This window comes from Nonomuraea africana (genome assembly GCF_014873535.1).
Classification (GTDB): domain Bacteria; phylum Actinomycetota; class Actinomycetes; order Streptosporangiales; family Streptosporangiaceae; genus Nonomuraea; species Nonomuraea africana.
This window is the reverse complement of sequence record NZ_JADBEF010000001.1, coordinates 1,133,159-1,157,064: the sequence shown is the minus strand read 5'-3', so window position 1 is coordinate 1,157,064 and position 23,906 is coordinate 1,133,159. Positions and strand designations below refer to the sequence as shown.

General features: G+C 69.3%; 25 protein-coding genes. 10 read left to right on the top strand and 15 right to left on the bottom strand.

Annotation, left to right across the window (positions count from 1 at the left end; all coding sequences use genetic code 11):
• The first annotated feature begins 43 nt into the window (after nucleotides 1-43).
• The 3 genes from H4W81_RS05260 (at nucleotide 44) to H4W81_RS05250 (ending at nucleotide 2,323) form a co-directional block, all read left to right on the top strand.
• Entirely contained in the window at nucleotides 44-709 is a 666-nt protein-coding gene (locus H4W81_RS05260; protein WP_192773725.1) for a potassium channel family protein, read from the top strand.
• Nucleotides 709-1,368: a potassium channel family protein gene (locus tag H4W81_RS05255; protein WP_192773724.1), complete on the top strand. Its 660-nt coding sequence runs from the start codon at nucleotides 709-711 to the stop codon at nucleotides 1,366-1,368. The genes H4W81_RS05260 and H4W81_RS05255 overlap by 1 nt, the downstream gene beginning before the upstream one ends.
• Nucleotides 1,369-1,427: 59 nt before the next feature.
• A protein-coding gene (locus H4W81_RS05250; RefSeq protein WP_420538743.1) for an IS5 family transposase occupies nucleotides 1,428-2,323 on the top strand; the annotation gives its coding sequence in 2 pieces (ribosomal slippage) (nucleotides 1,428-1,803 and nucleotides 1,803-2,323; 897 coding nt in all).
• Between the two features lie 15 nt (nucleotides 2,324-2,338).
• On the opposite strand, the gene H4W81_RS05245 is transcribed toward H4W81_RS05250, so the two are convergent.
• Nucleotides 2,339-4,339 carry a serine/threonine-protein kinase gene (locus H4W81_RS05245; protein ID WP_192773723.1) on the bottom strand — a complete coding sequence of 667 codons (2,001 nt, stop codon included), beginning with the start codon at nucleotides 4,337-4,339 and terminating at the stop codon, nucleotides 2,339-2,341.
• Nucleotides 4,340-4,723: 384 nt separating this feature from the next.
• Between H4W81_RS05245 and H4W81_RS49910 the strand changes: the two genes are divergently transcribed.
• Nucleotides 4,724-4,828 carry a ferredoxin gene (locus H4W81_RS49910; protein ID WP_397127187.1) on the top strand — a complete coding sequence of 35 codons (105 nt, stop codon included), beginning with the start codon at nucleotides 4,724-4,726 and terminating at the stop codon, nucleotides 4,826-4,828.
• Between the two features lie 124 nt (nucleotides 4,829-4,952).
• Here H4W81_RS49910 and H4W81_RS05240 read toward each other — a convergent pair whose 3' ends face one another.
• The 6 genes from H4W81_RS05240 to valS form a co-directional block, all read right to left on the bottom strand.
• The gene (locus H4W81_RS05240) at nucleotides 4,953-5,612 is read right to left on the bottom strand and encodes a DUF3159 domain-containing protein (protein ID WP_318781537.1); all 660 of its coding nucleotides are present in this window, start codon (nucleotides 5,610-5,612) and stop codon (nucleotides 4,953-4,955) included.
• A gap of 18 nt (nucleotides 5,613-5,630) precedes the next feature.
• Complete coding sequence (locus tag H4W81_RS05235; protein ID WP_192773722.1) at nucleotides 5,631-6,020, bottom strand: OB-fold nucleic acid binding domain-containing protein; 390 nt, start codon at nucleotides 6,018-6,020, stop codon at nucleotides 5,631-5,633.
• Between the two features lie 28 nt (nucleotides 6,021-6,048).
• On the bottom strand, nucleotides 6,049-6,702 hold the full coding sequence (locus H4W81_RS05230) for a DUF3710 domain-containing protein (protein ID WP_192773721.1): 654 nt from the start codon (nucleotides 6,700-6,702) through the stop codon (nucleotides 6,049-6,051).
• 14 nt (nucleotides 6,703-6,716) lie between these two features.
• Nucleotides 6,717-7,154 (bottom strand): dUTP diphosphatase, encoded by a 438-nt coding sequence (dut, locus tag H4W81_RS05225; protein ID WP_192773720.1) that lies wholly within the window; start codon nucleotides 7,152-7,154, stop codon nucleotides 6,717-6,719.
• 46 nt (nucleotides 7,155-7,200) lie between these two features.
• Nucleotides 7,201-8,328, bottom strand: a complete 1,128-nt coding sequence (locus H4W81_RS05220; RefSeq protein WP_192773719.1) for an AI-2E family transporter — start codon at nucleotides 8,326-8,328, stop codon at nucleotides 7,201-7,203.
• 96 nt (nucleotides 8,329-8,424) lie between these two features.
• Complete coding sequence (gene valS / locus H4W81_RS05215; RefSeq protein ID WP_192773718.1) at nucleotides 8,425-10,911, bottom strand: valine--tRNA ligase; 2,487 nt, start codon at nucleotides 10,909-10,911, stop codon at nucleotides 8,425-8,427.
• 42 nt (nucleotides 10,912-10,953) lie between these two features.
• On the opposite strand from valS, the gene H4W81_RS05210 reads away from it, so the two are divergent.
• On the top strand, nucleotides 10,954-11,235 hold the full coding sequence (locus tag H4W81_RS05210) for a DUF4235 domain-containing protein (protein ID WP_192773717.1): 282 nt from the start codon (nucleotides 10,954-10,956) through the stop codon (nucleotides 11,233-11,235).
• Here H4W81_RS05210 and H4W81_RS05205 read toward each other — a convergent pair.
• From H4W81_RS05205 to paaN, 3 genes are all read right to left on the bottom strand, one after another.
• Nucleotides 11,216-12,604 (bottom strand): alpha,alpha-trehalose-phosphate synthase (UDP-forming), encoded by a 1,389-nt coding sequence (locus H4W81_RS05205; protein ID WP_192773716.1) that lies wholly within the window; start codon nucleotides 12,602-12,604, stop codon nucleotides 11,216-11,218. The genes H4W81_RS05210 and H4W81_RS05205 overlap by 20 nt on opposite strands.
• A 70-nt stretch (nucleotides 12,605-12,674) precedes the next feature.
• Nucleotides 12,675-13,508 carry a 3-hydroxyacyl-CoA dehydrogenase family protein gene (locus H4W81_RS05200; protein WP_318781536.1) on the bottom strand — a complete coding sequence of 278 codons (834 nt, stop codon included), beginning with the start codon at nucleotides 13,506-13,508 and terminating at the stop codon, nucleotides 12,675-12,677.
• A 30-nt stretch (nucleotides 13,509-13,538) separates the two neighbouring features.
• On the bottom strand, nucleotides 13,539-15,185 hold the full coding sequence (gene paaN, locus H4W81_RS05195) for a phenylacetic acid degradation protein PaaN (RefSeq protein ID WP_192773714.1): 1,647 nt from the start codon (nucleotides 15,183-15,185) through the stop codon (nucleotides 13,539-13,541).
• Between the two features lie 96 nt (nucleotides 15,186-15,281).
• On the opposite strand from paaN, the gene paaI reads away from it, so the two are divergent.
• The 3 genes from paaI to H4W81_RS05180 are packed head-to-tail and all read left to right on the top strand — an operon-like array spanning nucleotide 15,282 to nucleotide 17,498.
• The gene (gene paaI / locus H4W81_RS05190; protein ID WP_192773713.1) at nucleotides 15,282-15,659 is read left to right on the top strand and encodes a hydroxyphenylacetyl-CoA thioesterase PaaI; all 378 of its coding nucleotides are present in this window, start codon (nucleotides 15,282-15,284) and stop codon (nucleotides 15,657-15,659) included.
• A complete protein-coding gene (gene paaK, locus H4W81_RS05185; protein WP_192773712.1) occupies nucleotides 15,656-16,897 on the top strand; it encodes a phenylacetate--CoA ligase PaaK in 1,242 nt (413 codons plus the stop codon). The genes paaI and paaK overlap by 4 nt, the downstream gene beginning before the upstream one ends.
• Before the next feature lie 4 nt (nucleotides 16,898-16,901).
• Nucleotides 16,902-17,498 carry a TetR/AcrR family transcriptional regulator gene (locus H4W81_RS05180; protein ID WP_192773711.1) on the top strand — a complete coding sequence of 199 codons (597 nt, stop codon included), beginning with the start codon at nucleotides 16,902-16,904 and terminating at the stop codon, nucleotides 17,496-17,498.
• A gap of 41 nt (nucleotides 17,499-17,539) precedes the next feature.
• Here H4W81_RS05180 and H4W81_RS05175 read toward each other — a convergent pair whose 3' ends face one another.
• The 4 genes from H4W81_RS05175 to H4W81_RS05160 form a co-directional block, all read right to left on the bottom strand.
• The gene (locus tag H4W81_RS05175; protein ID WP_318781535.1) at nucleotides 17,540-18,385 is read right to left on the bottom strand and encodes a hypothetical protein; all 846 of its coding nucleotides are present in this window, start codon (nucleotides 18,383-18,385) and stop codon (nucleotides 17,540-17,542) included.
• Between the two features lie 18 nt (nucleotides 18,386-18,403).
• A complete protein-coding gene (locus tag H4W81_RS05170; protein WP_090929286.1) occupies nucleotides 18,404-18,703 on the bottom strand; it encodes a DUF4193 domain-containing protein in 300 nt (99 codons plus the stop codon).
• Between the two features lie 285 nt (nucleotides 18,704-18,988).
• Nucleotides 18,989-20,227: a sensor histidine kinase gene (locus H4W81_RS05165; protein ID WP_225958470.1), complete on the bottom strand. Its 1,239-nt coding sequence runs from the start codon at nucleotides 20,225-20,227 to the stop codon at nucleotides 18,989-18,991.
• A 68-nt stretch (nucleotides 20,228-20,295) separates the two neighbouring features.
• Nucleotides 20,296-20,949: a response regulator transcription factor gene (locus H4W81_RS05160; RefSeq protein ID WP_183646423.1), complete on the bottom strand. Its 654-nt coding sequence runs from the start codon at nucleotides 20,947-20,949 to the stop codon at nucleotides 20,296-20,298.
• Nucleotides 20,950-21,180: 231 nt separating this feature from the next.
• Between H4W81_RS05160 and H4W81_RS05155 the strand changes: the two genes are divergently transcribed.
• Entirely contained in the window at nucleotides 21,181-21,345 is a 165-nt protein-coding gene (locus tag H4W81_RS05155) for a hypothetical protein (protein ID WP_192773710.1), read from the top strand.
• A 105-nt stretch (nucleotides 21,346-21,450) separates the two neighbouring features.
• Here H4W81_RS05155 and H4W81_RS05150 read toward each other — a convergent pair whose 3' ends face one another.
• Nucleotides 21,451-22,254 carry an inositol monophosphatase family protein gene (locus H4W81_RS05150; RefSeq protein ID WP_192773709.1) on the bottom strand — a complete coding sequence of 268 codons (804 nt, stop codon included), beginning with the start codon at nucleotides 22,252-22,254 and terminating at the stop codon, nucleotides 21,451-21,453.
• Nucleotides 22,255-22,359: 105 nt separating this feature from the next.
• Here H4W81_RS05150 and H4W81_RS05145 point away from each other — a divergent pair, with 105 nt between their 5' ends.
• Nucleotides 22,360-23,871 (top strand): recombinase family protein, encoded by a 1,512-nt coding sequence (locus H4W81_RS05145; protein WP_192773708.1) that lies wholly within the window; start codon nucleotides 22,360-22,362, stop codon nucleotides 23,869-23,871.
• The last annotated feature ends 35 nt before the right edge of the window (nucleotides 23,872-23,906 follow it).

Genomic DNA, 23,906 nt, shown 5'->3' with positions numbered 1-23,906 from the left:
TGTACGCGCCATACTGAGGGGAAGGCACACCTGTGGGGAGCACATGCATATCGTGATCATGGGATGTGGACGGGTGGGGTCCACCCTCGCCCATATCCTGGAGGACAACGGCCACTCAGTCGCGATCATCGACCGCGATCCTCAGGCGTTCAGGCGGTTGCGGGCGGGGTTCAGGGGCCGCCGGGTCACCGGCGTCGGCTTCGACCGAGGCGTGCTGCAGGAGGCGGGCATCGAGTCCGCGGCCGCCTTCGTCGCCGTGAGCAGCGGCGACAACTCCAACATCATCTCGGCGCGGGTCGCGCGCGAGACCTTCGGCGTCGACAACGTCGTGGCCCGCATCTACGACTCCAGGCGCGCCGAGGTCTACCAGCGCCTCGGCATCCCGACGGTGGCCACGGTGCGCTGGACGGCCGACCAGATCCTGCGCCGCATCCTGCCCGAGGGCGCCGAGCCGCTGTGGCGCGACCCCACGGGCACCGTCGTGCTGGCCGAGGTCGCCGCCAACCCGGCCTGGATCGGCACCAAGGCCAGCAGGCTGGAGGAGCTCGCCGGAGCCCGGGTGCCCTTCGTCAACCGCATGGGCGAGGCCCTGGTCACCAAGCCGGACACGGTGGTGCAGGAGGGCGACATCCTCCACGTCATCGCCGCCGAGAACGACATGGACCGGATCAACAAGGTGCTGGCCGCGGCACCGGAAGAGGACCACTGATGCGCGTAGCCATCGCGGGCGCGGGCGCGGTCGGCCGATCCATCGCCGCCGAGCTCCTGGAGAACGGCCACGAGATCCTGCTGATCGACCGCGACCCCGCAGCCATCAAGATCGACGCGGTGCCGCGGGCCGAGTGGCTGCTCGCCGACGCCTGCGAGATCTCCTCCCTCGACGAGGCGGGGCTCAACAACTGCCACGTCGTGGTCGCCTCCACCGGCGACGACAAGGTCAACCTGGTGGTCTCGCTGCTGGCCAAGACCGAGTACGGCGTGCCGCGCGTGGTCGCCCGCATCAACCACCCCAACAACGAGTGGCTGTTCAACGAGTCGTGGGGCGTCGACGTCGCCGTCTCCACCCCTCGGCTGCTGTCGGCGCTCGTGGAGGAGGCGGTCAGCGTCGGCGACCTGGTCCGCCTGATGACCTTCCGCCAGGGCCAGGCCAACCTGGTCGAGCTCACCCTTCCCGAGGACGCGCCGGTCGTCGGCCAGCGCGCGGGCTCGGTGCCGTGGCCCGTCGACTCCGCGCTGGTGGCGATCCTGCGCGAGGGCAGGGTGCTGGTGCCCACGGCCGACGACCCGCTGGAGGCGGGTGACGAGCTGATGTTCGTCGCCAGCCAGGAGGTGGAGGACGAGCTCGCCCAGCTCCTCTCCCCCCACTAGGGCGTGTCCCGTGGATCTTTGATGGTGGTTTGGTGTAGATCAGTCCAGTGGAAGATCGCCTGAATCGTCATGATCTGACCGATGCCGAGTGGGAACGGCTGGCGCCGCTGCTGCCGGTCAACCCGCGGCAGGGCGGCCGATGGGCCGATCACCGAACGGTCATCAACGGGGTCTTCTTCCGGGTCCGGACCAACATCACCTGGCGTGACCTGCCGCCCTGGTACGGGAACTGGAAGACCGTCTACAACCGGCATCGCCGCTGGTCGATGGATGGAACCTGGGAGAAGATCCTGGACGGGCTGCGCGCTGGATGCGATGAGGCCGAGGGGGAGGACTGGACGGTGAGTGTGGATTCCACTGTGGCGCGCGCTCATCAGCATGCCGCCGGAGCTCGTCGTGAGCCGCCCGCCGACATCCCGTCAAAGGGGACGGCGTAGATCACAAACCGGGCACGGGCCGGGAGGCGCTGGGCCGCTCACGGGGCGGGTGGAGCACGAAGATTCACCTGGTCGCCGACCGGCGCTGCCGGCCGATCGCCCGGATCATCAGCCCCGGTCAGTACGGCGATAGCCCGTACTTCCGGCGCGTCCTGGAGCGGGTGCGCATCCGGCGTCGCGGTGTGGGCCGTCCTCGCCGGCGTCCGATGCGTGTGCTGGCCGACAAGGCCTACTCCTCGCGCGCCAATCGCGCCTACCTGCGCCGGCGCGGCATCCAGGCGGTCATCCCGATCAAGAAGGATCAGCAGGCCAACCGCCTCAACCGGGGGCGTAAGGGCGGGCGACCGCCCGGCTTCGACGCCGAGCGGTACAAGGAGCGCAATACCGCCGAGCGGTGCGTCAACAAGCTCAAGGGCCACCGCGCGGTGGCCCTTCGCACCGACAAGCGCGAACGCATCTACGCGGGCACCATCGACGTCGCCTCGATCAGGATCTGGCTCCGTGACCCTGTCCTATGATCCACGGGACACGCTCTAGCCCGTACGGCGGGCGGCCGCCCACCACGCCCATCCGGTGTGCAGCGCCCACGCGGCGGCCGTGAGCTCGGGCAGCGCCTCCAGCAGCCCGGTCGTGAGCGCGCTCGGCCCCGCGAGGTCGATCCAGAGATGCGCCACCGTCAGCGCGGTAAGGCAGGCCGTCGCCGCCGCGCCGACGGCCGCCGCCGCGCGGGAGCGCCGCCACGTCCGCTGCGAGGTCACGGCGGCCCAGACGGTCAGGAGCGCGTAGGCGAGGCTCATCGTCACGTGGGAGCCGGTGCCCGTCTGGTAGCCGCCCAGGTACGCGGCGCCGGCGACGAACGGCAGCGCCCTGGTCAGGATCGCGTTCGCGCCGCCGTGGGGCAGCAGCTCGCGGGGGAGCACGACGGCCAGCAGCGCGACGGCGGCGAACAGCACCAGCAGTGCGGTGCCCGGGCCCACGACGGTGACCTCGGCCCCCAGCCGCCTGGCCACCCTCGGCCCGACGTAGGCGAGCACGCCCAGCGTCGCCGCCACCACGGCCCCCAGACCGAGCCCCCTGACCGCGACCGCCCCCAGCCCTCCCTCCTCCCGCATCGCATCGCCGCCACCCGCAGCCATCCCTGGAGTCTGCGCCTGCGCTGCCTCCTCCGCCTGCGAGAGCGGGTGGAACGACGCGGGAGGCGTGGCCGACGCCGCCGGAAGCGGATCCGGTGACCCGGAGAGCGGGACTGATGCCCCCGGCACCCCCGGAGAAGGCGGGCCGGACACCTCAGGCACCCCCGAAGAGGGCGAAGTGGGCGTCTGGGCCCCGTCCGAAGTAGACGGGGCGGGTGTATCGGAGGCACCTGGAGAAGACGGGCCGGCAGCCTCGGGCACACCCGAACCGGTCCCCTTGGGCACACCCGAAGAGGTCGCCTCGGGCACACCCGAAGAGGGCAGAACGGGCGACTCGGGCACGCCCGAAGAGGGCGGAGCGGGTGACTCCGGCGCATCTGGAGAGGATGGGGCGGGTGACTCAGACACGCTCGGAGCGTGGAGGGCCGGCGACTCGGGCACCCCAGGAGAGGGCGGGTCGGTCTCGTGGGGTTGGGCTCTCATGGGATCCGTCGGGGTGTCGGGGTCTGTCTCGTCTCCCCGCACGAGGACGGCCAGTGCCCGCGACCCCTCCCGGCGCCGGGTCTCCCCGCCGTGCCGCCGGCCCGCCACCGCCGCCAGCGCCACGCTCGCCGCCTCCGCCGTCAACCGCTCCTGGGGCGACTTGCGCAGCAGCCCCTCCACGACCGGCAGCAGCCGTGCGCCCAGCCGCATGGGCCGGGGCTCGCGCATGAGGATGGCCGCCATCACCGCGACAGGACTGTCCCTCGGGTACGGCGGCACCCCCTCGACCGCCGCGTAGAGCGTCGCGCCCAGCGCCCACAGGTCGGACGCCTCACCGGCCGGTTCGCCCTCGAGCCGTTCGGGCGCCATGTAGGCGGGCGACCCCATGAGCATGCCCGTCGCCGTGAGCGTCGGGGAGTTGGCCACGTGCGCGATGCCGAAGTCGGTCAGCACCACTCCCCCGTCGTCGAGCAGCAGCACGTTGGCCGGCTTCACGTCCCTGTGCGTGATGCCCGCGGCGTGGGCGGCCCGCAGCGCTTCGAGGAGCTTGACGCCGATGTCGGCGACCACGCGCTCGGGCAGCGGCCCTGACCGTTCCAGCACCTGCTCCAGCGAGGACGCGGGCAGCAGCTCCATCACGATCCACGGATGTCCCTCGTCCATGACCACGTCGTGAATGGTGATCACGTAGGGGTTGCGCAGCCTGGCGGTCGCCCTGGCCTCGCGCAGCACCCGTTCGAAGGCCCGTTCCCTGTCCCGCTCGCCCATCCACCCGGGCACCAGCACCTGCTTGAGCGCCACGGGCCGGTCGAGCACCTGGTCGTGGGCGCGCCAGACCGCCCCCATGCCACCTCTGCCCAGTTCCTCCGCCAGCAGGTACCTACCGCCTACCAGCCGCTCCCCGGAAGGCTCACCCACACAAAGCCCCTACCCCCACACAAACCCCCACATCCGCCTGTCAACCTTCGCACGAGAACCGCACGGCAAACCCCCATACACGGCCACAAACCACACGAACCTTCAGCAGGGCCTCGAAGAACCCGCCGACAAGGCCGTCCACTCGGGTGCGACAACGGCCGAAAGTCCGCAGGCGATCACCGCCAGCAGGCTGCAGGTCCGTCGCGGCACTTCCCGAAGAAGCGCGACGAGGACCTCCAGGAGCTGTGGCTGCCGCATCCCACGACACAAGGCGCCGGGCGATCAGACCTCAAGCACACCCGCCGGGCGATCAGACCTCAAGCGCCCGCCGGGCGTTCAGGCGTCGATCCCCTGGCGGAGTAGTTCCCATACCCGCTCGGCCTCGTGATCCTGCTCGACACGTCGCCGCCCGAACGACTCCACACCGCCGTCCGCGAGGCCGCCACCGTCTGCCCCACCACCGCAATCACCCTCGACGACCAGCCTTGACGAAGCGCCCGAGATCCCCGACGTAACGGCGGTCCAGCGGCGCCGCTGGAGGAGCGTGAAAAGCAGAAGGCCACCGGTGACCCCGGTGGCCTCTCCCGTGCTCAGCCGTAAAAAACAGGAAAAATCACGTGGCAGCAGCGGCAATCGGGGTGCGGCCGCGGCTGAGGAGCCAGGCCATGGCGGCGAGGCTGGCCACCTGCAGCGGCCACCCCATGAGCACCTTCGCGATGCCCAGCGCCGCGATCGCCTCGTCTCCCCCGCCGAACAGGTAGATCGGCAGCTGCACCGCCACCCGCACCACGCACGGCAGCATGAGCAGCCAGGTGAGCTTCGTGCACAGCCGCACGATGCCGGAGTCCTTGTGCCAGGCGGTCGGGTCGCCGGTGACCGAGCCGATGAGGAAGCCCACGACCGGCCATCTGGTCACGATGGACAGCAGCATCGCGGCGGCGTATCCGGCGTTGTAGAGGATGCCGGGCAGGTAGACGTCGCGCGCGTCGCCGGTGCGCGAGGCGAAGAACCAGCCGATGCCGATGCCGATCAGGCTGTTGATCACGAACTGCGGCGTGGAGCGCTGCACGAGGCGTACGACCAGCAGCACCGCGGCGAGCGACGCGCTGATGATGAGCGACTGCTGCAGCCGCTCGGTCACCAGCCACGACACGGTGAAGGCGGCGGTCGGCACCGCCGCCTCGATGATGCCCCGGACGCCGCCGAGGGCCTTCGACAACTGGGACCTGATGGCGGCTTCAACGGTTTCGTGCGCCGTTACCTGCTCCGTCACGTGATCGATCGCTCCTTGTCAGGTGCTTGGGCGCAGTTCGTAGCGCGGATTGAACATCACCTTGCGCCCGTCTTGCATGCTGACCAGGCCCTCGGCTTTGACGATGCGTCCAGGCTCGATGCCCACGATCTTGCGTCGGCCCAGCCACACCAGGTCGATCACGTCGGAGCCGTCGTAGAGCTCGGCTTCCAGAGCGGGGGCGCCGCCGCGCGGACGCAACGTCACGGTACGTAGCGTACCGGCCACACAGAAGCGTCGCCGGCCACCACACGAGACGATGGGCGTGGCGCCCGCCTGGTCGGCGTCCTCTCGCAGCTCCTCCGCCTCCAGCTCGGCCTGCGTGGAGGCCAGTCTGCTGAAGAAGCCGCGCAATCCACCACGTTTGTGGGGCTCTGCCGTACTACTCATGATGACTCAGCTTATGCGATGAAAAAGCTCAGCGGAGCTCGGTGATCTCGGGGCCTCTCCTGAACGGGTTGAGAGAGACGGTCTGCTCGGCGGTTGCGGCCGAGCGCTCGCCGGGAATGCGCAGCAGAATGGGCTCCTCCGGCGCCATCGGCTCCTCGCCGCGCACGACGACGACGTCGCGGATGACGTCCTCGAGCGGCTGGGCGAGCTCGGGGTCGAGCGCGGCCTTGCCGCTGATGACCGCGCGCAGGAACCAGCGCGGGCCGTCGATGCCGAGGTAGCGGACCGGCTGGGTGCCGCCCTCCGCCGGGATCTGCCCGGCGAGCTCGGCGCCGAAGGGGCCGTCCTTGACCTCGACCGCGCCGCCCGCCTCCTTCACGCTGGCGGCCAGCTTGGTCCTGACCTCGTCCCACAGGCCGCCGCGCTTGGGCGCGGCGAAGGCGTGCAGTTGCAGGGCGCTGTCGCGGTGGATGACCACGACGCCGATCGGCTGGTCGCCCGCGACGGCGACCTGGACGTCGAAGTCGGAGCTCACGCTGATGCGCATGCCGCCGAGGTCGACCCGGTCCCGCTCGGGATGGGGTTCGTCGGCGTCCCACGGGCCCGACTCGCGCGCCTCCTGCGGGGGAGCCGCTTCCGCGACAGCCGGCTCGGGCTGTTCACGCTTGCGACGTCGGAACACTGTCGATCACTCCCTCATCGTCCGGTGGATCCGAAACCGCCCGCGCCGCGCACGGAGCCCGGCAGCCGGTCCACCTCGTAGAAGGAGGCCCGTTCGACCCGCTGGATGACCAGCTGGGCGATCCGGTCGCCGCGGCGTAGCCGGAAGGCCTCCTTGGTGTCGGTGTTGATCAGCGTCACCTTGATCTCGCCGCGGTAGCCGGCGTCGACCGTTCCCGGCGCGTTGACGAGGGTGACGCCGTGCTTGACGGCCAGACCCGACCTCGGGTGCACGAACGCGGCGTAGCCGTCGGGCAGCGCGATCGCGATGCCGGTGCCGACCATCGCCCGCTCGCCGGGCAGGAGCTCGACGTCCTCCGCGGCCAGCAGGTCGGCTCCGGCGTCACCGGGGTGCGCGTAGGCGGGCACCGGCAGTCCGGGGTCGAGGCGGTGGATGAGCACCTCTACGGTCATGCGGTCTCCTCGCTCAACCCCAACGTACGCGTCATGGGGCACGAGACTACCCCTTGGGCTGCCCGGATTCGCTCTCGACGGGACCCCGGGGTGGTGTCGGCGGCGCAGGTGGCGGCAATGCTGGCGGTTCGTGCCGAAGCTCGGGTAGCGCCCGGTAGATCACCGCTGCCACCGGTACGGCCACGGCCGCCCCCGCGATGCCGCCCATGATGCCGCCGACGGCCAGCACGATGATGATCGCCAGCGGGTGGAAGTTGAGCGCCCTGCCGACGATCAGCGGCTGCAGCACGTGGTTCTCCAGCTGCTGCTCGACGATGAGCACCGCGAGGAAGATCAGCGCCTTGATCGGGCTGGTCGTGCCGAGGGTGACGAGGATGGCGACGGTGCCGGCGAAGAAGATGCCGACGATCGGGATGAAGCTGGCCAGGAAGATGAGGATGGCCAGCGGCGCCCACAGCGGCACGCCGAGCCCGGCCAGCACGATGCCCATGACCACGCCGTGCACCGCCGCGACGGCCACGGTGCCCTGCACGTAGTGGGAGACGGTGAGCCAGGCGGCCCTGCCCGCCCGGTCGACCCGCCTGGACATGCCGCCGAAGCCCTTGAGGAACCAGGCCCAGATGCGGTCGCCGTCCTTGAGCATGAAGAAGGTCACGAACAGCATGAGCACGATCGAGGCCAGCACCTCGATGGCGACCTGCCCCGCGGTCAGGACCGTGTTGGTGATGGCGGCCTGGGAGGTCTGCAGCTGGTTGGTGATGGTCTTGACCCAGTCGTCGAGCTGCTTGGTGTCGAGGTGGACGGGCCCGGTCACCAGCCAGTCGCGCAGCTCGTTGATCGACTTCTGCACCTGGTCGACCACGGTGGGGAACTCGTCGCTCGCCCTGGCCCCGATCAGCCAGCCGGCGCCCACGATGATGGCGAGCGCGACCAGCAAGGTGATCCAGGTGGCGTAGATGGGCCGCAGGCCCGCGCCGGTCAGCCTCCTCGTCAGCGGGTAGAGCAGCGCGGTCAGCAGCAGCGCGACGGCAACCGGCAGCGCCACGAAGCTGAGCCTGGCCACGATGAGCGCGAAGAAGTACACGACCACGCCGACGACGATCAGGCACACGCTCCAGGCGGCCATCTTGGCCAGCACGGGCGGCACGAGTTTGGTGGGGCGGTCGGAAAGCACGTGTTCAAGACTGGCACGCCGCGCGCCGGAACGCGCGCGGTTATCGCCGTGAACGAAAGATCTGGTGGGGGCACGGCGCCGCCGTACCCCCGATGATCAGGCCAGAACCACCGAGACAGACAGCTCCTCGCCCTGCTCCAGGACGAACTCGTCGACGTTGCCCGACCCGCACAGGTCGTCGGCGCCCTGGCGGATCAGGCCGGCCTCGGGGCCGCTGACGGTCAGCCGGGCGATCTCGGCGCGCATCGACACCTTGGCCTCCGACTTGGCCTTGCGAACCCGCCTCAGCACCTCGGAGACGACCGCGAGCAGCGCCGGGTCGCCGGGCCCCGCCTCGGCCGCGGGCCATGGGGCGCGGTGCACCGAGCCGTCGCGCCACCACGACCACACCTCTTCGGTGACGAACGGCAGGAACGGCGCGAACAGCCGCAGCTGCACGTCGAGCGCCTGCCGCAGCGCCGCGTGGGCCGAGGCGGCGGCCGCGTCGCCCTCGTAGGCGCGCGCCTTGACCAGCTCGAGGTAGTCGTCGCAGAAGGACCAGAAGAAGCGCTCGGCCACCTCGAGGGCCCTCGCGTAGTCGTAGCCCTCGAACGCCTCGGTCGCCTCGCGCACCGTCTGCGCCAGCGCCGCCAGCATCGACAGGTCGAGCGGCTGGGTGACCTCCCCCTCGGACGCGGGGAAGCCGAGCACGAACTTCGACGCGTTGAGGATCTTGATCGCCAGACGGCGGCCGATCTTCATCTGGCCGGTGTCGAAAGTGGTGTCGGTGCCCGGACGGCCGCCGGCGGCCCAGTAGCGGACCGCGTCGGAGCCGTACTCCTCGAGCATCGCCATCGGCGTGGTGGCGTTGCCCTTGGACTTGGACATCTTCTTGCGGTCGGGGTCGAGGATCCAGCCGGAGATCGCCACGTTGCGGAAGGGCAGCGAGTCGAACTCCTGGTGGGCGCGGACCACGGTGGAGAACAGCCAGGTGCGGATGATCTCGTGGGCCTGCGGCCGCAGGTCCATCGGGAAGACACGGCCGAACAGGTCGGGGTCGTCGCGCCAGCCGCCGACGATCTCGGGCGACAGCGAGGAGGTGGCCCAGGTGTCCATGACGTCGGTGTCGCCGACGAAGCCGCCGGGCACGCCGCGCTGCTCCTCGGTGTAGCCCGGCGGCACGTCGGAGGAGGGGTCGACGGGCAGCATGTCGTCGGTGGGCAGGATCAGCGCGCCGGTGTCGACCTCGTACCAGACGGGGAACGGCACGCCGAAGAAGCGCTGGCGGGAGATCAGCCAGTCGCCGGCCAGGCCCTTGACCCAGTTCTCGTAGCGCACCCGCATGTGGGCGGGGTGCCAGACCAGCTCGGCGCCCCGCTCGAGCAGCCGCTGGCGCAGGTCGGCGTCGCGGCCGCCGTTGCGCAGGTACCACTGCCTGGTGGTGACGATCTCGAGGGGCTTGTCGCCCTTCTCGTAGAACTTCACCGCCCTGGTGACGGGACGCGGCTCGCCGTCGAGGTCGCCGGACTCGCGCAGCATCTCCACGATCCGCTCGCGGGCGCTGTGCACGGTCTTGCCGGCCAGCTCCTTGTACGGCTCGGCCTCGACCCCCTCGGGCGCCTCGGGCAGCAGCCTGCCGTCCCAGCCGATGACCGGCCTGGTCGGCAGGTCGAGCTCGCGCCACCACGTGACGTCGGTCAGGTCACCGAAGGTACAGATCATCGCGATGCCCGAGCCCTTGTCCGGCTCGGCCAGGTGGTGGGCCACGACCGGCACCTCGACGCCGAACAGCGGCGTCAGCACGGTGGTGCCGAACAGCCGCTGGTAGCGCTCGTCGTCGGGGTGGGCCACCAGCGCCACGCAGGCGGGGATCAGCTCGGGCCTGGTGGTCTCGATCCAGACGGGGCCGTGGTCGCCGTAGAAGGAGACGCGGTGGAAGGCGCCGGGCCACTCCCTGTCCTCGAGCTCGGCCTGGGCCACGGCGGTGCGGAAGGTGACGTCCCACAGCGTCGGCGCCTCGGCCTGGTAGGCCTCGCCGCGCTCGAGGTTGCGCAGGAAGGCGCGCTGCGAGGTGGCCCGCGAGCCGCCGTCGATGGTGGCGTAGGTCAGTGTCCAGTCGACCGACAGGCCGAGGCGCCGCCAAAGCTGCTCGAACGCCTTCTCGTCCTCGATCGTGAGCCGTTCGCACAGCTCGATGAAGTTGCGCCGCGAGATCGAGATCTGCTGCTTGCCCGGTTTGTCGGGCGGCACGAAGGACGGGTCGTACGGCACGGAGGCGTCGCCGCGCACGCCGAAGTGGTTCTGCACCCTGCGTTCGGTGGGCAGGCCGTTATCGTCCCAGCCCATGGGGTAGAAGACCTCGCGCCCGCGCATGCGCTGGTAACGGGCGACGGTGTCGGTGTGGGTGTAGGAAAAGACGTGGCCGACGTGAAGCGAGCCGGAGACGGTCGGAGGCGGGGTGTCGATGGAGTAGATCTGCTCGCGCGTCTTGGACCGGTCGAACCGGTAGACGCCGTCGGCTTCCCAGCGCTCCACCCATACCTGCTCCAGGCCGTCGAGAGTGGGTTTCTCGGGCATGGGCGCACGGCGTGATCGCTGAGTCATGCCTCTAAATGGTACGCGTCGAAGACGAATAGGGTTGCACACATGAAGACAGAGGAGAAGCCGGACATCGCCTGGCGCGTGATCGGCGGCCTGGTGGGTCTCGTGACCGCGTGGGCGGCCAAGAAGGTGCTCGGAATCGCGTGGGTGAAGGTCACCGGCAAGGAGCCGCCCATCGACACCGATTCCGACGAGGTCGGCATGGCCGAGGCGATCGGCTACGCGGTGCTGATGGGCGTGGGCATGCAGGTGGCCCAGATCGTGGTGAACAAGACGGCCAAGAAGCGCTACCTCGCCTGGAAGGCGCTCAAGACTCCAACGCGGTGAGGAACTCGCTGGCCCAGCGGTCCACGTCGTAGGTCGAGACCCGGCGGCGCATCGTGCGCATGCGCCTGGCCACCTCGTGCGGCGTGGCCCGCATGGCGGCCAGCATGGTCCGCTTGAGCCCCTCCACGTCGTAGGGGTTGACCAGGTACGACTGCCGCAGCTCGTCGGCCGCCCCGGCGAACTCACTGAGCACGAGCGCCCCGCGCAGGTCGTTGTGGCAGGCGACGTACTCCTTGGCCACCAGGTTCATGCCGTCGCGCAGCGGCGTCACGACCATCACGTCGGCGGCCAGGTAGAGCGCGGCCAGCTCCTCGCGGTCGTACGACTGGTGGAAGTACTGGATCGGCTGGTGGCCGAGCATGGAGTGCTCGCCGTTGATCCGGCCCACCTGCAGCTCGATGTCGTCGCGCAGCCTGCGGTACTCCTCCACCCGCTCCCTGCTCGGGGTGGCGATCTGGACGAACACCGCCTCACCCGCGTTCAGCCTGCCCTCCGCCAGCAGCTCGCCGAAGGCCTCCAGCCGCTGGCCGATGCCCTTGGTGTAGTCGAGCCGGTCGACGCCGAGCAGGACGTGCTCTGGATCGCCCAGGTCGGAGCGGATCTCCTTGGCGCGCTGCACGATGTGCGGCTCGCGGACCAGGTTGTCGAGCTCGGAGAAGTCGACGGAGATGGGGAAGGCCTGCGCGGTGACGGAGCGGCCGTCGCCGGTGTAGACCTCGTTGCCCTTGTACGACAGGCCGAGCAGGCGGCGGCAGAGCCTGATGAAGTTGGAGGCGCCGCCCGGCCGCTGGAAGCCGACCAGGTCGGCGCCGAGCAGGCCCTCGACCAGCTCGGTGCGCCACGGCAGCCGCCAGAACAGCTCGACGGGCGGGAAGGGGATGTGCAGGAAGAAGCCGATGCGCAGGTCGGGACGGCGCTTGCGGAGCATGGCCGGCACGAGTTGCAGCTGGTAGTCCTGCACCCACACCAGGGCGCCCTCGTCGGCGGCCTCGGCCGCGGCGTCGGCGAAGCGCTCGTTGATCTTGCGGTAGGCGTCCCACATGTCGCGCTCGAAGACGGGCGGGGCGACCACGTCGTGGTAGAGCGGCCAGAGGGTGGCGTTGGAGAAACCCTCGTAGTAGAGCTGGACCTCCTGCTCCGACAGCGGGACGGGAATGAGGCTCATGCCGTCCTGCTCGAAGGGCCCGAGCTCCTCGTCGGGGGCGCCGTGCCAGCCCAGCCACGCGCCGTGGCGGCGCTGCATGACCGGCGCTATGGCGGTGACGAGCCCGCCTGGGCTCCTTCGCCAGGAGGCGGTGCCGTCCGGGGCCATGCTCCTGTCCACCGGCAAGCGGTTCGCGACGATCAGGAACGAGCTACGGGCGGCCACCTATGTCCTCCAGGGATGTCGAAAGTCCGTTGCTCTCTACCCCTTGAGTGCACAAATAAACACAAACCGGTCAGCTTTCCCAGACGTAGAAGCCCTTCCCACTCTTGCGCCCGAGCTCGCCCCTGGCCACCATGTCGCGCAGCAGAGCGGGGGGCTCGAAGCGGGGCCCGAGCCTGGCGTGCAGATACTCGGCGACGGCCAGCCGCACGTCGAGGCCGACCAGGTCGCCCAGCCTGAGCGGGCCCATGGGGTGGTTGTAGCCGAGGGTCATGGCGGTGTCGATGTCCTCGGCGGCGGCCACCCCCTCCTCGACCATCCGGATGGCCTCGAGGCCGAGCAGCACTCCCAGCCGGCTGGTGGCGAAGCCGGGCGAGTCGTTGACCACCACTCCCGTCTTGCCCAGCATCTCGACGTACTTCCTGGCCCTGTCGAGCACCTCGGGCGGCGTGTGCGGGGTGACGACGATCTCGACCAGGCGCTGGACCGGCACCGGGTTGAAGAAGTGCAGCCCGATCAGCCGGTGCGGGCCGCTCAGCGCGGCCGACAGCTCACTGATCGACAGGGAGCTGGTGTTGGTCGCGAGGACGGCGTGCGGGCCGATCCGCGCCTCCGCCTCGGCCAGGACCTCGGCCTTGAGCCGTGGGTCCTCGGGCACGGCCTCGATCACCAGCTCCGCCGTCTCGGGCACGGGACCCGCGCTCAGCCGCCGCAGCGCCTCGTCGGCCCGCAGGCCGGGCCGCCTGGCCTCGGCCGTCCGCAGCCCCTTGGCGATGCGCCCGGCCGCCGCCCTCGCCGCGTCCTCGTCGGCCTCCTGCACGGTCACCCACGCGCCCTCGGCCAGGAAGACCTGGGCGATCCCCGCCCCCATCCGCCCGCCGCCGATCACCGCGACCCGCACGTTCACCGCCTCCTCCACCGCCTCCTCGGCCGGACGTCAGGCGGGCCGGCGCGACTGGACGAGGAAGAAGCGCCCCGCCACGAAGCCCGGATCGGTGAGCGAGGCCGTGGCGGCGGGGTTGGCCCCGGTGCCGTGGTAGTCGCTGAAGGCGGCCGACTGGTTGACGAACACCCCGCCCGTCAGGTTGCACGACAGGTTCACCCCGGCCTCCAGCGCCGCCTTCTCCGCCGCCGCCAGTACCTCCTCCGAGGTGGAGTAGACCGACGCGGTCAGCGCCCCGCGCCGCGCGATCGTCCGCCTGAGCACCTGGAGGGAGTCGTCCGTCGAGTCCGTGGCGATCACGAAGGCGATGGGGCCGAAGTGCTCGCGTCCGTAGACGTCCTCGCGCTCGGCGGACAGCCGGACGATCACCGGCGTCCTGACCGTCGCGCCGGGGAAGGCGGGGTGGGTCACCGCCCTGGACTCCAGCACCACCTCGCCGAGCGAGGGGGCCGCCTCGAGCCGCTCCAGCACGCCCGCGTTGACGATGGCGCCGGTCAGCTCGACCGCCCGCGCGTCGTCGCCGAGCAGCCTGCCGACGGCGGCGGCGAGATCGGCCGCGACCTCGGCCAAGCTCTTGTGTCCCGCGTCGGTCTCGATGCCCGCCGAGGGGATGAGGATGTTCTGCGGCGCGGTGCACATCTGCCCGCTGTAGAGCGACAGCGAGAACGCGATGTTGCCCAGCATCCCCTTGTAGGCGTCGGTGGAGTCGACGACGATCGTGTTGACCCCGGCCTTCTCGGTGTGCACGAGCGCCTGGGTGGCGTTGCGCTCCAGCCACTCGCCGTACTCGGTGGAGCCGGTGAAGTCGACAATGCGCACGTCGGGGTGGGTGGACAGCTGGGTGGCCAGGCCCTGGCCCTCCTCCGCCGCAAGCGTGACGAGGTTGGCGTCGAAGCCCGCCTCGGCCAGCACCTGCCTGGCGATGGCGACGGTGATCGCGAGCGGCAGGATCGCGCCGGGGTGCGGCTTGACGACGACCGGGTTGCCGGTCACCAGCGAGGCGAACAGGCCGGGGTAGGCGTTCCACGTCGGGAAGGTGTTGCAGCCGATCACCAGGGCGACGCCGCGCGGCACGACGGTGAACTTCTTCGCCATCACCAGCGGGTCGCCCTTGGCCGGCTTCTCCCAGCGCGCCGAGGGCTGGGCCGCGGTCATGGCGGCCAGGCCGTAGGCGACGGCCTCGAGGCCGCGGTCCTGGGCGTGCGGGCCGCCGGCCTGGAAGGCCATGACGAACGCCTGCCCCGTGGTGTGCTGGACGGCGTTGGCGATCTCGAAGCTGCGCTGGTTGACGCGGTGCAGGATCTCGGCGCAGACCAGCGCCCGCGCCCTGGGCCCCGCGTCGCGCCAGGCGGGCATCGCGTCCTTCGCCAGCTCCACGAGCTGCTCGGGCGAGGGCTCGGGGTAGGTCACACCCAGCTCCATGCCGTACGGCGAGCGCTCGGCGCCGATCCAGAGGCCGGTGCCCGGCTGGTCGAGCGGGAACGGCTTGCCCAGGTACGACTCGAAGGCCTCCTTGCCCCGCTCGGCCGCGCCCTCGCCGTACACGCGAGGGCTCGGGGACTCGGGATAGGCGCTCCAGTAGCCGCGTTCGGCGATCGCCTCCATGGCCCTCGACAGCGTCTGTTCGTGCTGGTCGAACATGGTCGCCCCTCCCTTGACAGGACCCGCCGACGATGATGTGTTTACCGAACATTCGGTCAGCTGACAAGGGAGACATCCGTGGAAGGCGCGCGTCGAATGATGGCCGATGACGCGGCCTCGGCCGCACTGGGCATCGAGCTGACCGAGTTGGCCGAGGGACGGGCCGACTGCCGCATGACGGTGACCGAGCAGATGGTCAACGGGCACGCCCTGTGTCACGGCGGCTACGTCTTCCTCCTGGCCGACACCGCCTTCGCCTGCGCCTGCAACAGCCACGGGCCCGTCACGGTAGCCGCGGGCGCCGAGATCACCTTCGTCTCCCCCGCCAGGGCGGGCGAGGTGCTGACGGCCTCGGCGCGGGAGCGGACCCGCTACGGGCGCAGCGGCATCTACGACGTCACCGTGCGCGGCGAGGGCGGACGGGTGGTCGCGGAGTTCCGCGGGCGCAGCCGTACCCTCAGGGAGGGCGCATGATCTCGCCGGACAAGCTCGCCGCCCTGCAGCTGGAGCGGCTCCAGTGGTCGCTCGAGCACGCCTACCGCAACGTCCCGCTCTACCGGGAGAAGTTCGACAGGGCGGGCGTCCACCCGAGCGACTGCAGGCGGCTCGAGGACCTCGCGCGCTTCCCCTTCACCACGAAGGAGGACCTGCGGGCGAGCTACCCGTTCGGCATGTTCGCGGTGCCGCGCGAGGAGGTGGCGCGCGTCCACGCCTCCAGCGGCACGACGGGCCGGCCGACGGTGGTCGGCTACACCCGCCGCGACCTCGACACCTGGGCCGACGTCATGGCCAGGTCGATCAGGGCGGCCGGTGGCAGGCCCGGCGACATCGTGCACGTCGCCTACGGCTACGGGCTGTTCACCGGCGGCCTCGGCGCCCACTACGGAGCCGAGCGCCTCGGCTGCACGGTGGTGCCCGTCTCGGGCGGCATGACGCCCCGGCAGGTTCAGCTCATCACCGACTTCAGGCCCGACGTCATCATGGTCACCCCCTCCTACATGCTGGCGTTGCTGGAGGAGTTCGAGGCCCAGGGCCTCGACCCTCGCGAGACCTCGCTGAGGCTCGGGATCTTCGGCGCCGAGCCGTGGACGGAGGAGATGCGCGAGGAGATCGAGAGCCGCTTCGCGATCGACGCCGTCGACATCTACGGCCTGTCGGAGGTCATCGGCCCCGGCGTGGCGCAGGAGTGCGTCGAGACCAAGGACGGCCTGCACGTCTGGGAGGACCACTTCTACCCCGAGATCGTCGACGCGGGCCCCGACGGCACGGGCGAGCTGGTCTTCACCTCCCTCACCAAGGAGGCCATGCCGGTCATCCGCTACCGCACCCACGACCTGACCCGCCTGCTCCCCGGCACGGCGATGCCCGCCTTTCGCCGGATGGAGAGGGTCAGGGGACGCACCGACGACATGATCATCCTGCGCGGCGTCAACGTCTTCCCCACCCAGATCGAGGAGATCGTGCTGCGCACGCCGGGCCTGTCGCCGCACTTCGTGATCGAGCTGAGCCGGCCGGGGCGGCTGGACGTGATGACCGTGCGCGTGGAGAGCGCGCCGGGCACTCCCCTCTCGCCGGTCTCCGCCGGGCAGGCCCTGGCCAGGATCGTCAAGGACACCATCGGCGTCACGGTTGAGGTCGACCCGGTGGCCCCCGGCACGCTGCCCAGGTCGGCGGGCAAGCTCCAGCGCGTGGTGGATCTTCGGGATAATTAGCGACATGACCACCACTCCAGCCCGTCAGCGCGGGCGAGGGCACGACCCCGAGTCCGTGCTGCACACGGCCGTGGCGGTCTTCAACGAGCGCGGGTACGACGGCACCAGCATGGAGGACCTCGCCCGCGCGCTCGGCATGACGAAGTCGGCGATCTACTACCACGTCCCCGGCAAGGAGCAGCTGCTCGCGCGGGCCCTGGACCGGGCGCTCGACGGGCTGTTCACGATGGTCGCCGACGACCGGGCCACCTCGGGCCCGGCCATCGCCAGGCTGGAGTGGGTGGTACGGCGAAGCGTGTCGATCCTCGTGGAGCGCCTGCCGTACGTGACGCTGCTGCTGCGGGTGCGCGGCAACAGCGTCACCGAGCAGCACGCGCTGGAGCGGCGCAGGGAGTTCGACAGGTTCGTCAGCGGCCTGGTGAAGGCGGCGGCGGCGGAGGGGCACGTGCGGCCTGATGTCGACCCCGCACTCGTGACGAGGCTGCTGTTCGGCACCGTCAACTCGATCACCGAGTGGTACCAGCCTTCGCGCGGCGGGTCGGCGGAGGACCTGGCCGACGCCATCGTCAAGATCGCCTTCGACGGGCTGCGCACCCGCTGAGCCCGGCGGCGGGCCGGGGGAGGGCCCGCCGCCCTGACACGTCAGCGCCCGATCTCGGCCGATCCGGCCGCGGGCGGGAGTCCTGGCCGCTTGATGCGCAGATCGGCGCGGACCGCGTCACCGAGCTTCTTGGTCGCCAACCTGTTGAGCATCCCGCCCGCCACCGCGCCCGTCAGGAACGGGCCGAGGGTCGTCAGGTGCCGTCCGAGTGTCCTCATCAGCCTGTTGCGCAGCGCGGTCTTGGTCGCCGCGCCGAGGGCGAGCGTGACCGAGGCGGGCGCCAGCGGATCGATGCCGCGCTGCTTGGACCAGGCGGCGGCGAAGGCCATGGCCCGCTGCGTGCCCGTGCCCGGCACCTCGACGCCGTAGGCGGCGTGCAGCTCGGCCAGGAGCTTGACCTCGATGGCGGCCACCACGATCGTCTCGGCGACGAGCTGGGCGGGCGCCGACAGCAGCAGGGGCGGGGCGGCGAACTCGGCGGCCGCGAGGGCCCCGCCGATCGCGCCGACCGTCATCGTCGCCTTCTGCGCGGTGCGCACCAGGTCGTCGGCCAGTTGCTCGCCGGTGAGGCCGTGGTGGTGCTCGGACAGCGTCGCCAGGTCCCTGATCGGGATCCTGGGCGCGATGCTGAGGAAGACATCGGCCATCCAGCGGCCTCTGCCGGCGCGGGAGCCGCCCGCCTTCCTGGCCCCGTCGGCCAGGGCCTTGCTGAGGCGGCCGAGCAGCCTGCGCCGCTCGGCCCCCTCGAGCTCGCCCGGCTGGACGAGCCGGCCGACGAGCTCGCCGACCTCCTCGTTCGGGTCCTTCTCCTCAGCGGAGGCAGCGGGCGACTCTGCGGGCCCAGAGCCGATCACAGGGTCGTCCCGCTCCTCTTTCTTGGATGACACGATGCGGTGCCCTCTCCGTCAGGCGGCGCACTCCCTGCAGACCTGCTGCCCGTTCCTCTCGGAGGCCAGCTGGCTGCGGTGGTGCACCAGGAAGCACCGTGAGCAGGTGAACTCGTCGGCCTGACGAGGGATCACCCTCAGGGACAGCTCCTCGTTCGACAGGTCCGCGCCGGGCAGCTCGAGCGACTCGGCCAGGTCCGTCTCGTCGATGTCGATGCTGCCGGATGACTTGTCCGTGCGCCGCGCCTGGAGTTCCTGGAGGCTGTCCTCCCCCAGGTCGTCATCGGTCTTGCGCGGGCTGTCGTAGTCGGTAGCCATGGTGCTCGCTCCATCCCCCTCATCTATGGTTTCGCGCTCGTCGCGCGTGTCTAACGTCCGAGAGGCCCATCTTGTGCCCGATTCCGTCAGGGAGATTTGTGCATCGGTACCCCGCGGGAACGGCCACTGAACCTCCCTACACGAAGGGGCGCGCTACCAACGGCCCGTGGTTAGCCAAATATGGCGAAACACACAGCATTGGCGGCATGCACCACCGTGTTCGACGGCACATCCAACCACATGTACGGCGTGAACGAGACTCCCCCGTCAGATCAACACGCCGGACTACCGCCCGGGAAGTCGAATGGTCACGACAAGTCCTCCGCCGTCGCGCGGGACCGCGGCCACGTTTCCGCCGTGGGCCTGCACGACCGCGCGGACGATGGACAGGCCGAGACCCGATCCCTTCGCCGAGTCCACGCGGTCGGCGTGGAGCCGTCTGAAGGGCTCGAACAGGCTGTTCACCTCGTACGCCGGGACATGCTGTCCCGTGTTGGCCACCTGAACAACCAGTGCCCCGTCCACCATTCCCGTACGGATCCAGACTTTTCCGTTTTCTTGCACGTTGTACTTGACGGCGTTCTCCACCAGGTTGCTGATGGAGCGCTCCAGCAGCACCGGATCCCCCACCGTGGGCGCCTCCGACAGCTCGGTCGTGACGGTGACGCCGTTGTCGGCGGCGAAGGGCGCCAGCTGCTCCACGGCGGTCCGCGCGACCTCCCTCACGTCCACGGGCTTGCGCACGGCCAGCTCGCGCTCGCTGCGGGCCAGCAGCAGCAGGCCCTCGATCAGCTTCTCGTTGCGGGCGTTGACCTCGAGGAGGGTACGGCCCAGCGCCTTCAGGTCCGCCGACGCCTCGGGGTCGGACAGGGCGATCTCCAGGACCGTCCTGTTGATCGTGAGGGGCGTGCGCAGCTCGTGCGAGGCGTTGGCGACGAACCTGCGCTGGGTGTCGAAGGCGACGTTGAGCCTGGTCAGCATGGCGTCGAAGGTGTCGGCCAGCTCCTTGAGCTCGTCCTGCGGCCCCTTCAGGTCGATGCGCTGGTGGGCGAGGTTGCTCTCGGAGAGCTTCTTCGCGGTCGCGGTCATCTGCGCGACGGGCCGCAGCGCCCTGTCGGCCACGAAGTAGCCGAGGATCAGCGCCAGGATCCCGACCCCGATCAGCACCATCACCGACTGCCTGACGAGGTACTCCAGCACCGCGTTGGTGTTGTTGTTGGCCAGCAGCTCCGACTGCTGCTCGAGCCAGTCGCCCAGCCAGGGCGGCGAGCCGGAGGGCAGCCTCAGCGTGAAGGAGAGGCTGTCGAGCACCGACCTGACGATCAGGTACATCGCCGCCAGCAGCACGGCGCCCGCCATGAAGAACAGCGCGCCGTAGGTGAGGGTGAGCCGCCACCGGATGCTCACCCTGTCGCGCATGACCCTGATCCGCTCGCCGAGCGTCTCATCGCCGGGAGGGTGGATGGGCGGCAGGCCGCCCCAGCCGCCCTCGGCGTCCAGCTGCTCCTTCCGCGCCGTCGTCATGCTGCTCCGCTCCGAGTGCGGGCTGATCATCGGATGGGTCGGCACGGCCGGGCGATCCGGCTTCTCGCTCACAACTTGTATCCCACTCCCGGAACGGTCTCGATCACCTGCGGCTCGCCCAGCTTCTTGCGCAGCGTCATCATGGTGACGCGCACGACGTTGGTGAACGGGTCGATGTTCTCGTCCCACGCCTTGTCCAGCAGGTCCTCCTGGCTGACCACGGCGCCGTCGGCCCGCAGCAGCTCCTCAAGGACCGCGAACTCCTTCTTGGTCAGCACGATCTCCTTGCCGTCGCGCTCCACCAGCCGCTTGCCGGGGTCGAGCCGCACGCCCGCCCTTTCCAGCACGGGCGGCAGCGCGGGGGCCGACCTGCGGCCCAGCGCCCGCACCCTGGCGACCAGCTCGATGAAGACGAACGGCTTGGCCAGGTAGTCGTCGGCGCCGAGGCCGAGCCCCTCGACCTTGTCGTCGACGTCGCCCGCGGCCGTCAGCATGAGGATGCGCGAGGCGCTGCGCTCGGAGACCAGCCTGCGCGCCACCTCGTCGCCGTGCACCACGGGCAGGTCCCTGTCCAGCACGATCACGTCGTAGTCGATGTAGGAGGTCTTCTCCAGCGCCGTTCCGCCGTCGTAGGCCACGTCGACGGCCATGGCCTCGCGACGGAGCCCCGTCGCGATCGCGTCGGCGAGCACCCGCTCGTCCTCAACCACCAGCACCCGCACGGCTTCTGGCACCTCTCCCCACATTTGAATGTGGCCCCATTTTCACCACATCCCCGATAAACGCACGGTAAGCCATCGACGGCGCGACCGTGACGCAGGGCACAGCGAATCGGAGGTTTCGGACCGCGGCGGTTGTGGGTAGACCCGCGGGACACCCAACGCCGCGTGCCCTGGAACCCCTGTGACCGCACGCTTGGCGCCCCCCGTGATGTTGCTGAGAGAGAAGGTGAGATGGGCGAGTTCACGACCACGATCGAACGCCGCCTCTGCCAGGCCAAGAAGGGTCTCGACGAGGCGAGGTCCGTCGGCGACGACTACCTCGCCGACACCCTCACCGCGGAGATCGAGGATCTGCGCCGCCTCGCGGACGAGCACGGCGTCCTGCTGCCGCGCTGAACCGCACAATGAAGCGCCGAACCGCACGATGACGCGAACGGCCGGGGCCCCCGAGGGCTCCGGCCGTTCCCGTTCCTGTTCGCGTTCGCGGCTCGCCGCGGGCGCTCAGGCGTCGCGTTCGGGGTCGAGCGGGGCCAGCAGGTCGTGCAGCTCCTCGAACAGGCCGGGCGCCGCGCACAGGGTGAGCTCCCCGTTGGGACCCTTGCCGTTCAGCCCGCCGAGCCGCGCGCCCGCCTCCCTGGCGATCAGCCCCGCGGCGGCGTAGTCCCAGTAGTTGATCCCGCGCTCGTAGTAGGCGTCCACCCGGCCCGCCGCCACCGAGCACAGGTCGATGGCGCACGAGCCGCCCCGCCTGATGTCCCGCACCGCCGGCAGCACGGCGGCCACGACGGAGCCCTGCACGCCGCGCCTGCCCGCGTCGTAGCCGAAGCCGGTCGCCACGAGCGCCTGCCCCAGCGGCACGCCGCTGTTGCAGCGAAGGCGCGAGAGCGCGAGGCCGTCCTTGTGCAGCACCGCGCCGCCGCCCAGGGAGGCGCTGAACAGCTCTCCTCGCGGCACCACGTTGACGACTCCGGCGACGATCTCGCCGTCGACCTCCACCGCGATGGAGACCGCCCACTCGGGCAGGCCGTACAGGAAGTTGACGGTGCCGTCGATGGGGTCGACCACCCAGCGCACCCCTGAGCTGCCGGGGGTGTCGCCGCCCTCCTCGCCGAGGATCATGTCGTCCGGTCTCGCCTGCCTGATGCGGGCGCGGATGAGCTCCTCCGAGGCGCGGTCGAGCGCGGTGACCACGTCCGTGGGGCTGGACTTGGTCTGCACGACCTCCGGGTTGGTGGGCCGCTTGGCCAGGATCATCTCCCCCGCCTCGCGGGCGATGTCCTCGGCGAGGGTGACGAAGTCGGTCACGCCACCGACTCCGGCCGCTTCCACTCCTGGCCGAGCACGTGCTGGGCGAGGAAGGGCAGGACTCTCGCCTTTCGGTAGGGGGTACGACACTGGTACACTGGGTTTGTGATCAAAGCTGCCTCTTACTCTCGACGCTCCGACTCGCACGGCAAGCGTTTTGATGAACGTTCAGTGGATGAACAAGATGAGCTTAACGCTAAGGCAGCAAGCGCTAACAACTGGGACCTTCCTCTTAGTCGTAGGTTCCGGGATAACAACATCAGTGCATCTCGATACTCAACTAAAGAGCGCCCAGACTGGCGACGGCTGGAGGAACTACTAGAGTCACAATCCTTAGACGTTCTCATTTTGTGGGAAACGTCTAGAGCATGGCGCAAGCTCTATGAGTGGGCAGCACTAGTAGAGCTGTGCGCATACAGCAAAACTCTTATTCACATCACTGCCGACAACCGTACGTACGACCCAAACGACGATAGAGACTGGGTCGCACTTATGGAGGATGGCCTAGACAGTGAGAAGGAAAGCCGCAAGATTCGCAAGCGCGTAAGCAGAAACATGGAAGCTAGCAAAAGAGCGGGGAGACCGCATTCACGCCCTGCCTACGGTTACGAGTCTAGGGCGGTACCAAAACCTGACGACCCTCGTCAGGTCGAGAAGACTCGCGTACCCGTACCCGAGCAAGCACAAATCGTAGTGGAGGTGATCACGCGGGTTGCCTCTTCTCATCCACTTATAGCCATAGCTCGGGATCTGAACGAACGAGGAGTTCCAAGTCCATCGGTGGCTCAGGGCCTTACGCCGCATCATAGGTCTAAAGGACCGGCACTATGGTCCCCTGCCATGCTTAGGCGCATCTGCACTAACGCTGTCTACATAGGCAAGCGCGCGTATGAGGAAGACGGCAAAGAAGTTCTAGTAAAAGGCGACTGGCCAGCAATCGTAGATGAAGAACTCTTCTGGAAGGCTCGTAACCTTCTAGCAGACCCGAGCCGTAAGACCACTAGACCAGGGCGGGCTAAGTACCTCCTAGCGTTCTTCGGCACCTGCGACGTATGCGGCGCATATCTCGCTCGCTTGGGAGGTAGAGAGGTTAATCGCTATCGGTGCAACGGGCCTAAAGGATGCGTCACAATCCGCATGGACTGGACAGACATGTTCATCGGCCATCTAGTCTGTCAGCGTCTCGCTAAGAAAGATATCTTCGAGCTGCTTACTAAGCACGATGACACCAAAAAGGATCTCGCTATTGAGCTAGAGAAGCTTAGAGCGAGCTACCAGGAAGCACTAGACATGATGGAGAGCGAGGAAATCTCGCTCCGAGCTTTCAGTGTGAAAGAGAAGAAGCTACTTCCCCGCATAGCTGAGCTTGAGGAAACTCTACGGCCAGTAACCATCCCTAAGGTACTAGAGGACCTTACGAGAGACGCTAGAGGCAACCTAGCCACCATTAGGACTAGATGGATGGCTCTCGACATACCTGCACAGCGTGACGTACTACGGACGCTCTTTAAGAGCATCCGTATTCGTAAGACTAAGACACTAGGTCAGCACAAGACGGATGAGCAGATAGAGTACATGCTCAGAGAACGTATCGCGTTTGAGTGGGTTAACGAGTAATCGTTAGGCACAACCCCATATACGAAAGTCGCCGA

Excerpts from the sequence above, each read along its gene's own strand:
- H4W81_RS05260 (WP_192773725.1), top strand. The coding sequence starts at position 44 with ATGCATATCGTGATCATGGGATGTGGACGGGTGGGGTCCACCCTCGCC.
- H4W81_RS05255 (WP_192773724.1), top strand. The coding sequence starts at position 709 with ATGCGCGTAGCCATCGCGGGCGCGGGCGCGGTCGGCCGATCCATCGCC.
- H4W81_RS05235 (WP_192773722.1), bottom strand. The coding sequence starts at position 6,020 with ATGAGTAGTACGGCAGAGCCCCACAAACGTGGTGGATTGCGCGGCTTC.
- dut (WP_192773720.1), bottom strand. The coding sequence starts at position 7,154 with ATGACCGTAGAGGTGCTCATCCACCGCCTCGACCCCGGACTGCCGGTG.
- valS (WP_192773718.1), bottom strand. The coding sequence starts at position 10,911 with ATGACTCAGCGATCACGCCGTGCGCCCATGCCCGAGAAACCCACTCTC.
- H4W81_RS05210 (WP_192773717.1), top strand. The coding sequence starts at position 10,954 with ATGAAGACAGAGGAGAAGCCGGACATCGCCTGGCGCGTGATCGGCGGC.
- paaN (WP_192773714.1), bottom strand. The coding sequence starts at position 15,185 with ATGTTCGACCAGCACGAACAGACGCTGTCGAGGGCCATGGAGGCGATC.
- paaI (WP_192773713.1), top strand. The coding sequence starts at position 15,282 with ATGATGGCCGATGACGCGGCCTCGGCCGCACTGGGCATCGAGCTGACC.
- paaK (WP_192773712.1), top strand. The coding sequence starts at position 15,656 with ATGATCTCGCCGGACAAGCTCGCCGCCCTGCAGCTGGAGCGGCTCCAG.
- H4W81_RS05180 (WP_192773711.1), top strand. The coding sequence starts at position 16,902 with ATGACCACCACTCCAGCCCGTCAGCGCGGGCGAGGGCACGACCCCGAG.
- H4W81_RS05170 (WP_090929286.1), bottom strand. The coding sequence starts at position 18,703 with ATGGCTACCGACTACGACAGCCCGCGCAAGACCGATGACGACCTGGGG.
- H4W81_RS05165 (WP_225958470.1), bottom strand. The coding sequence starts at position 20,227 with ATGACGACGGCGCGGAAGGAGCAGCTGGACGCCGAGGGCGGCTGGGGC.
- H4W81_RS05155 (WP_192773710.1), top strand. The coding sequence starts at position 21,181 with ATGGGCGAGTTCACGACCACGATCGAACGCCGCCTCTGCCAGGCCAAG.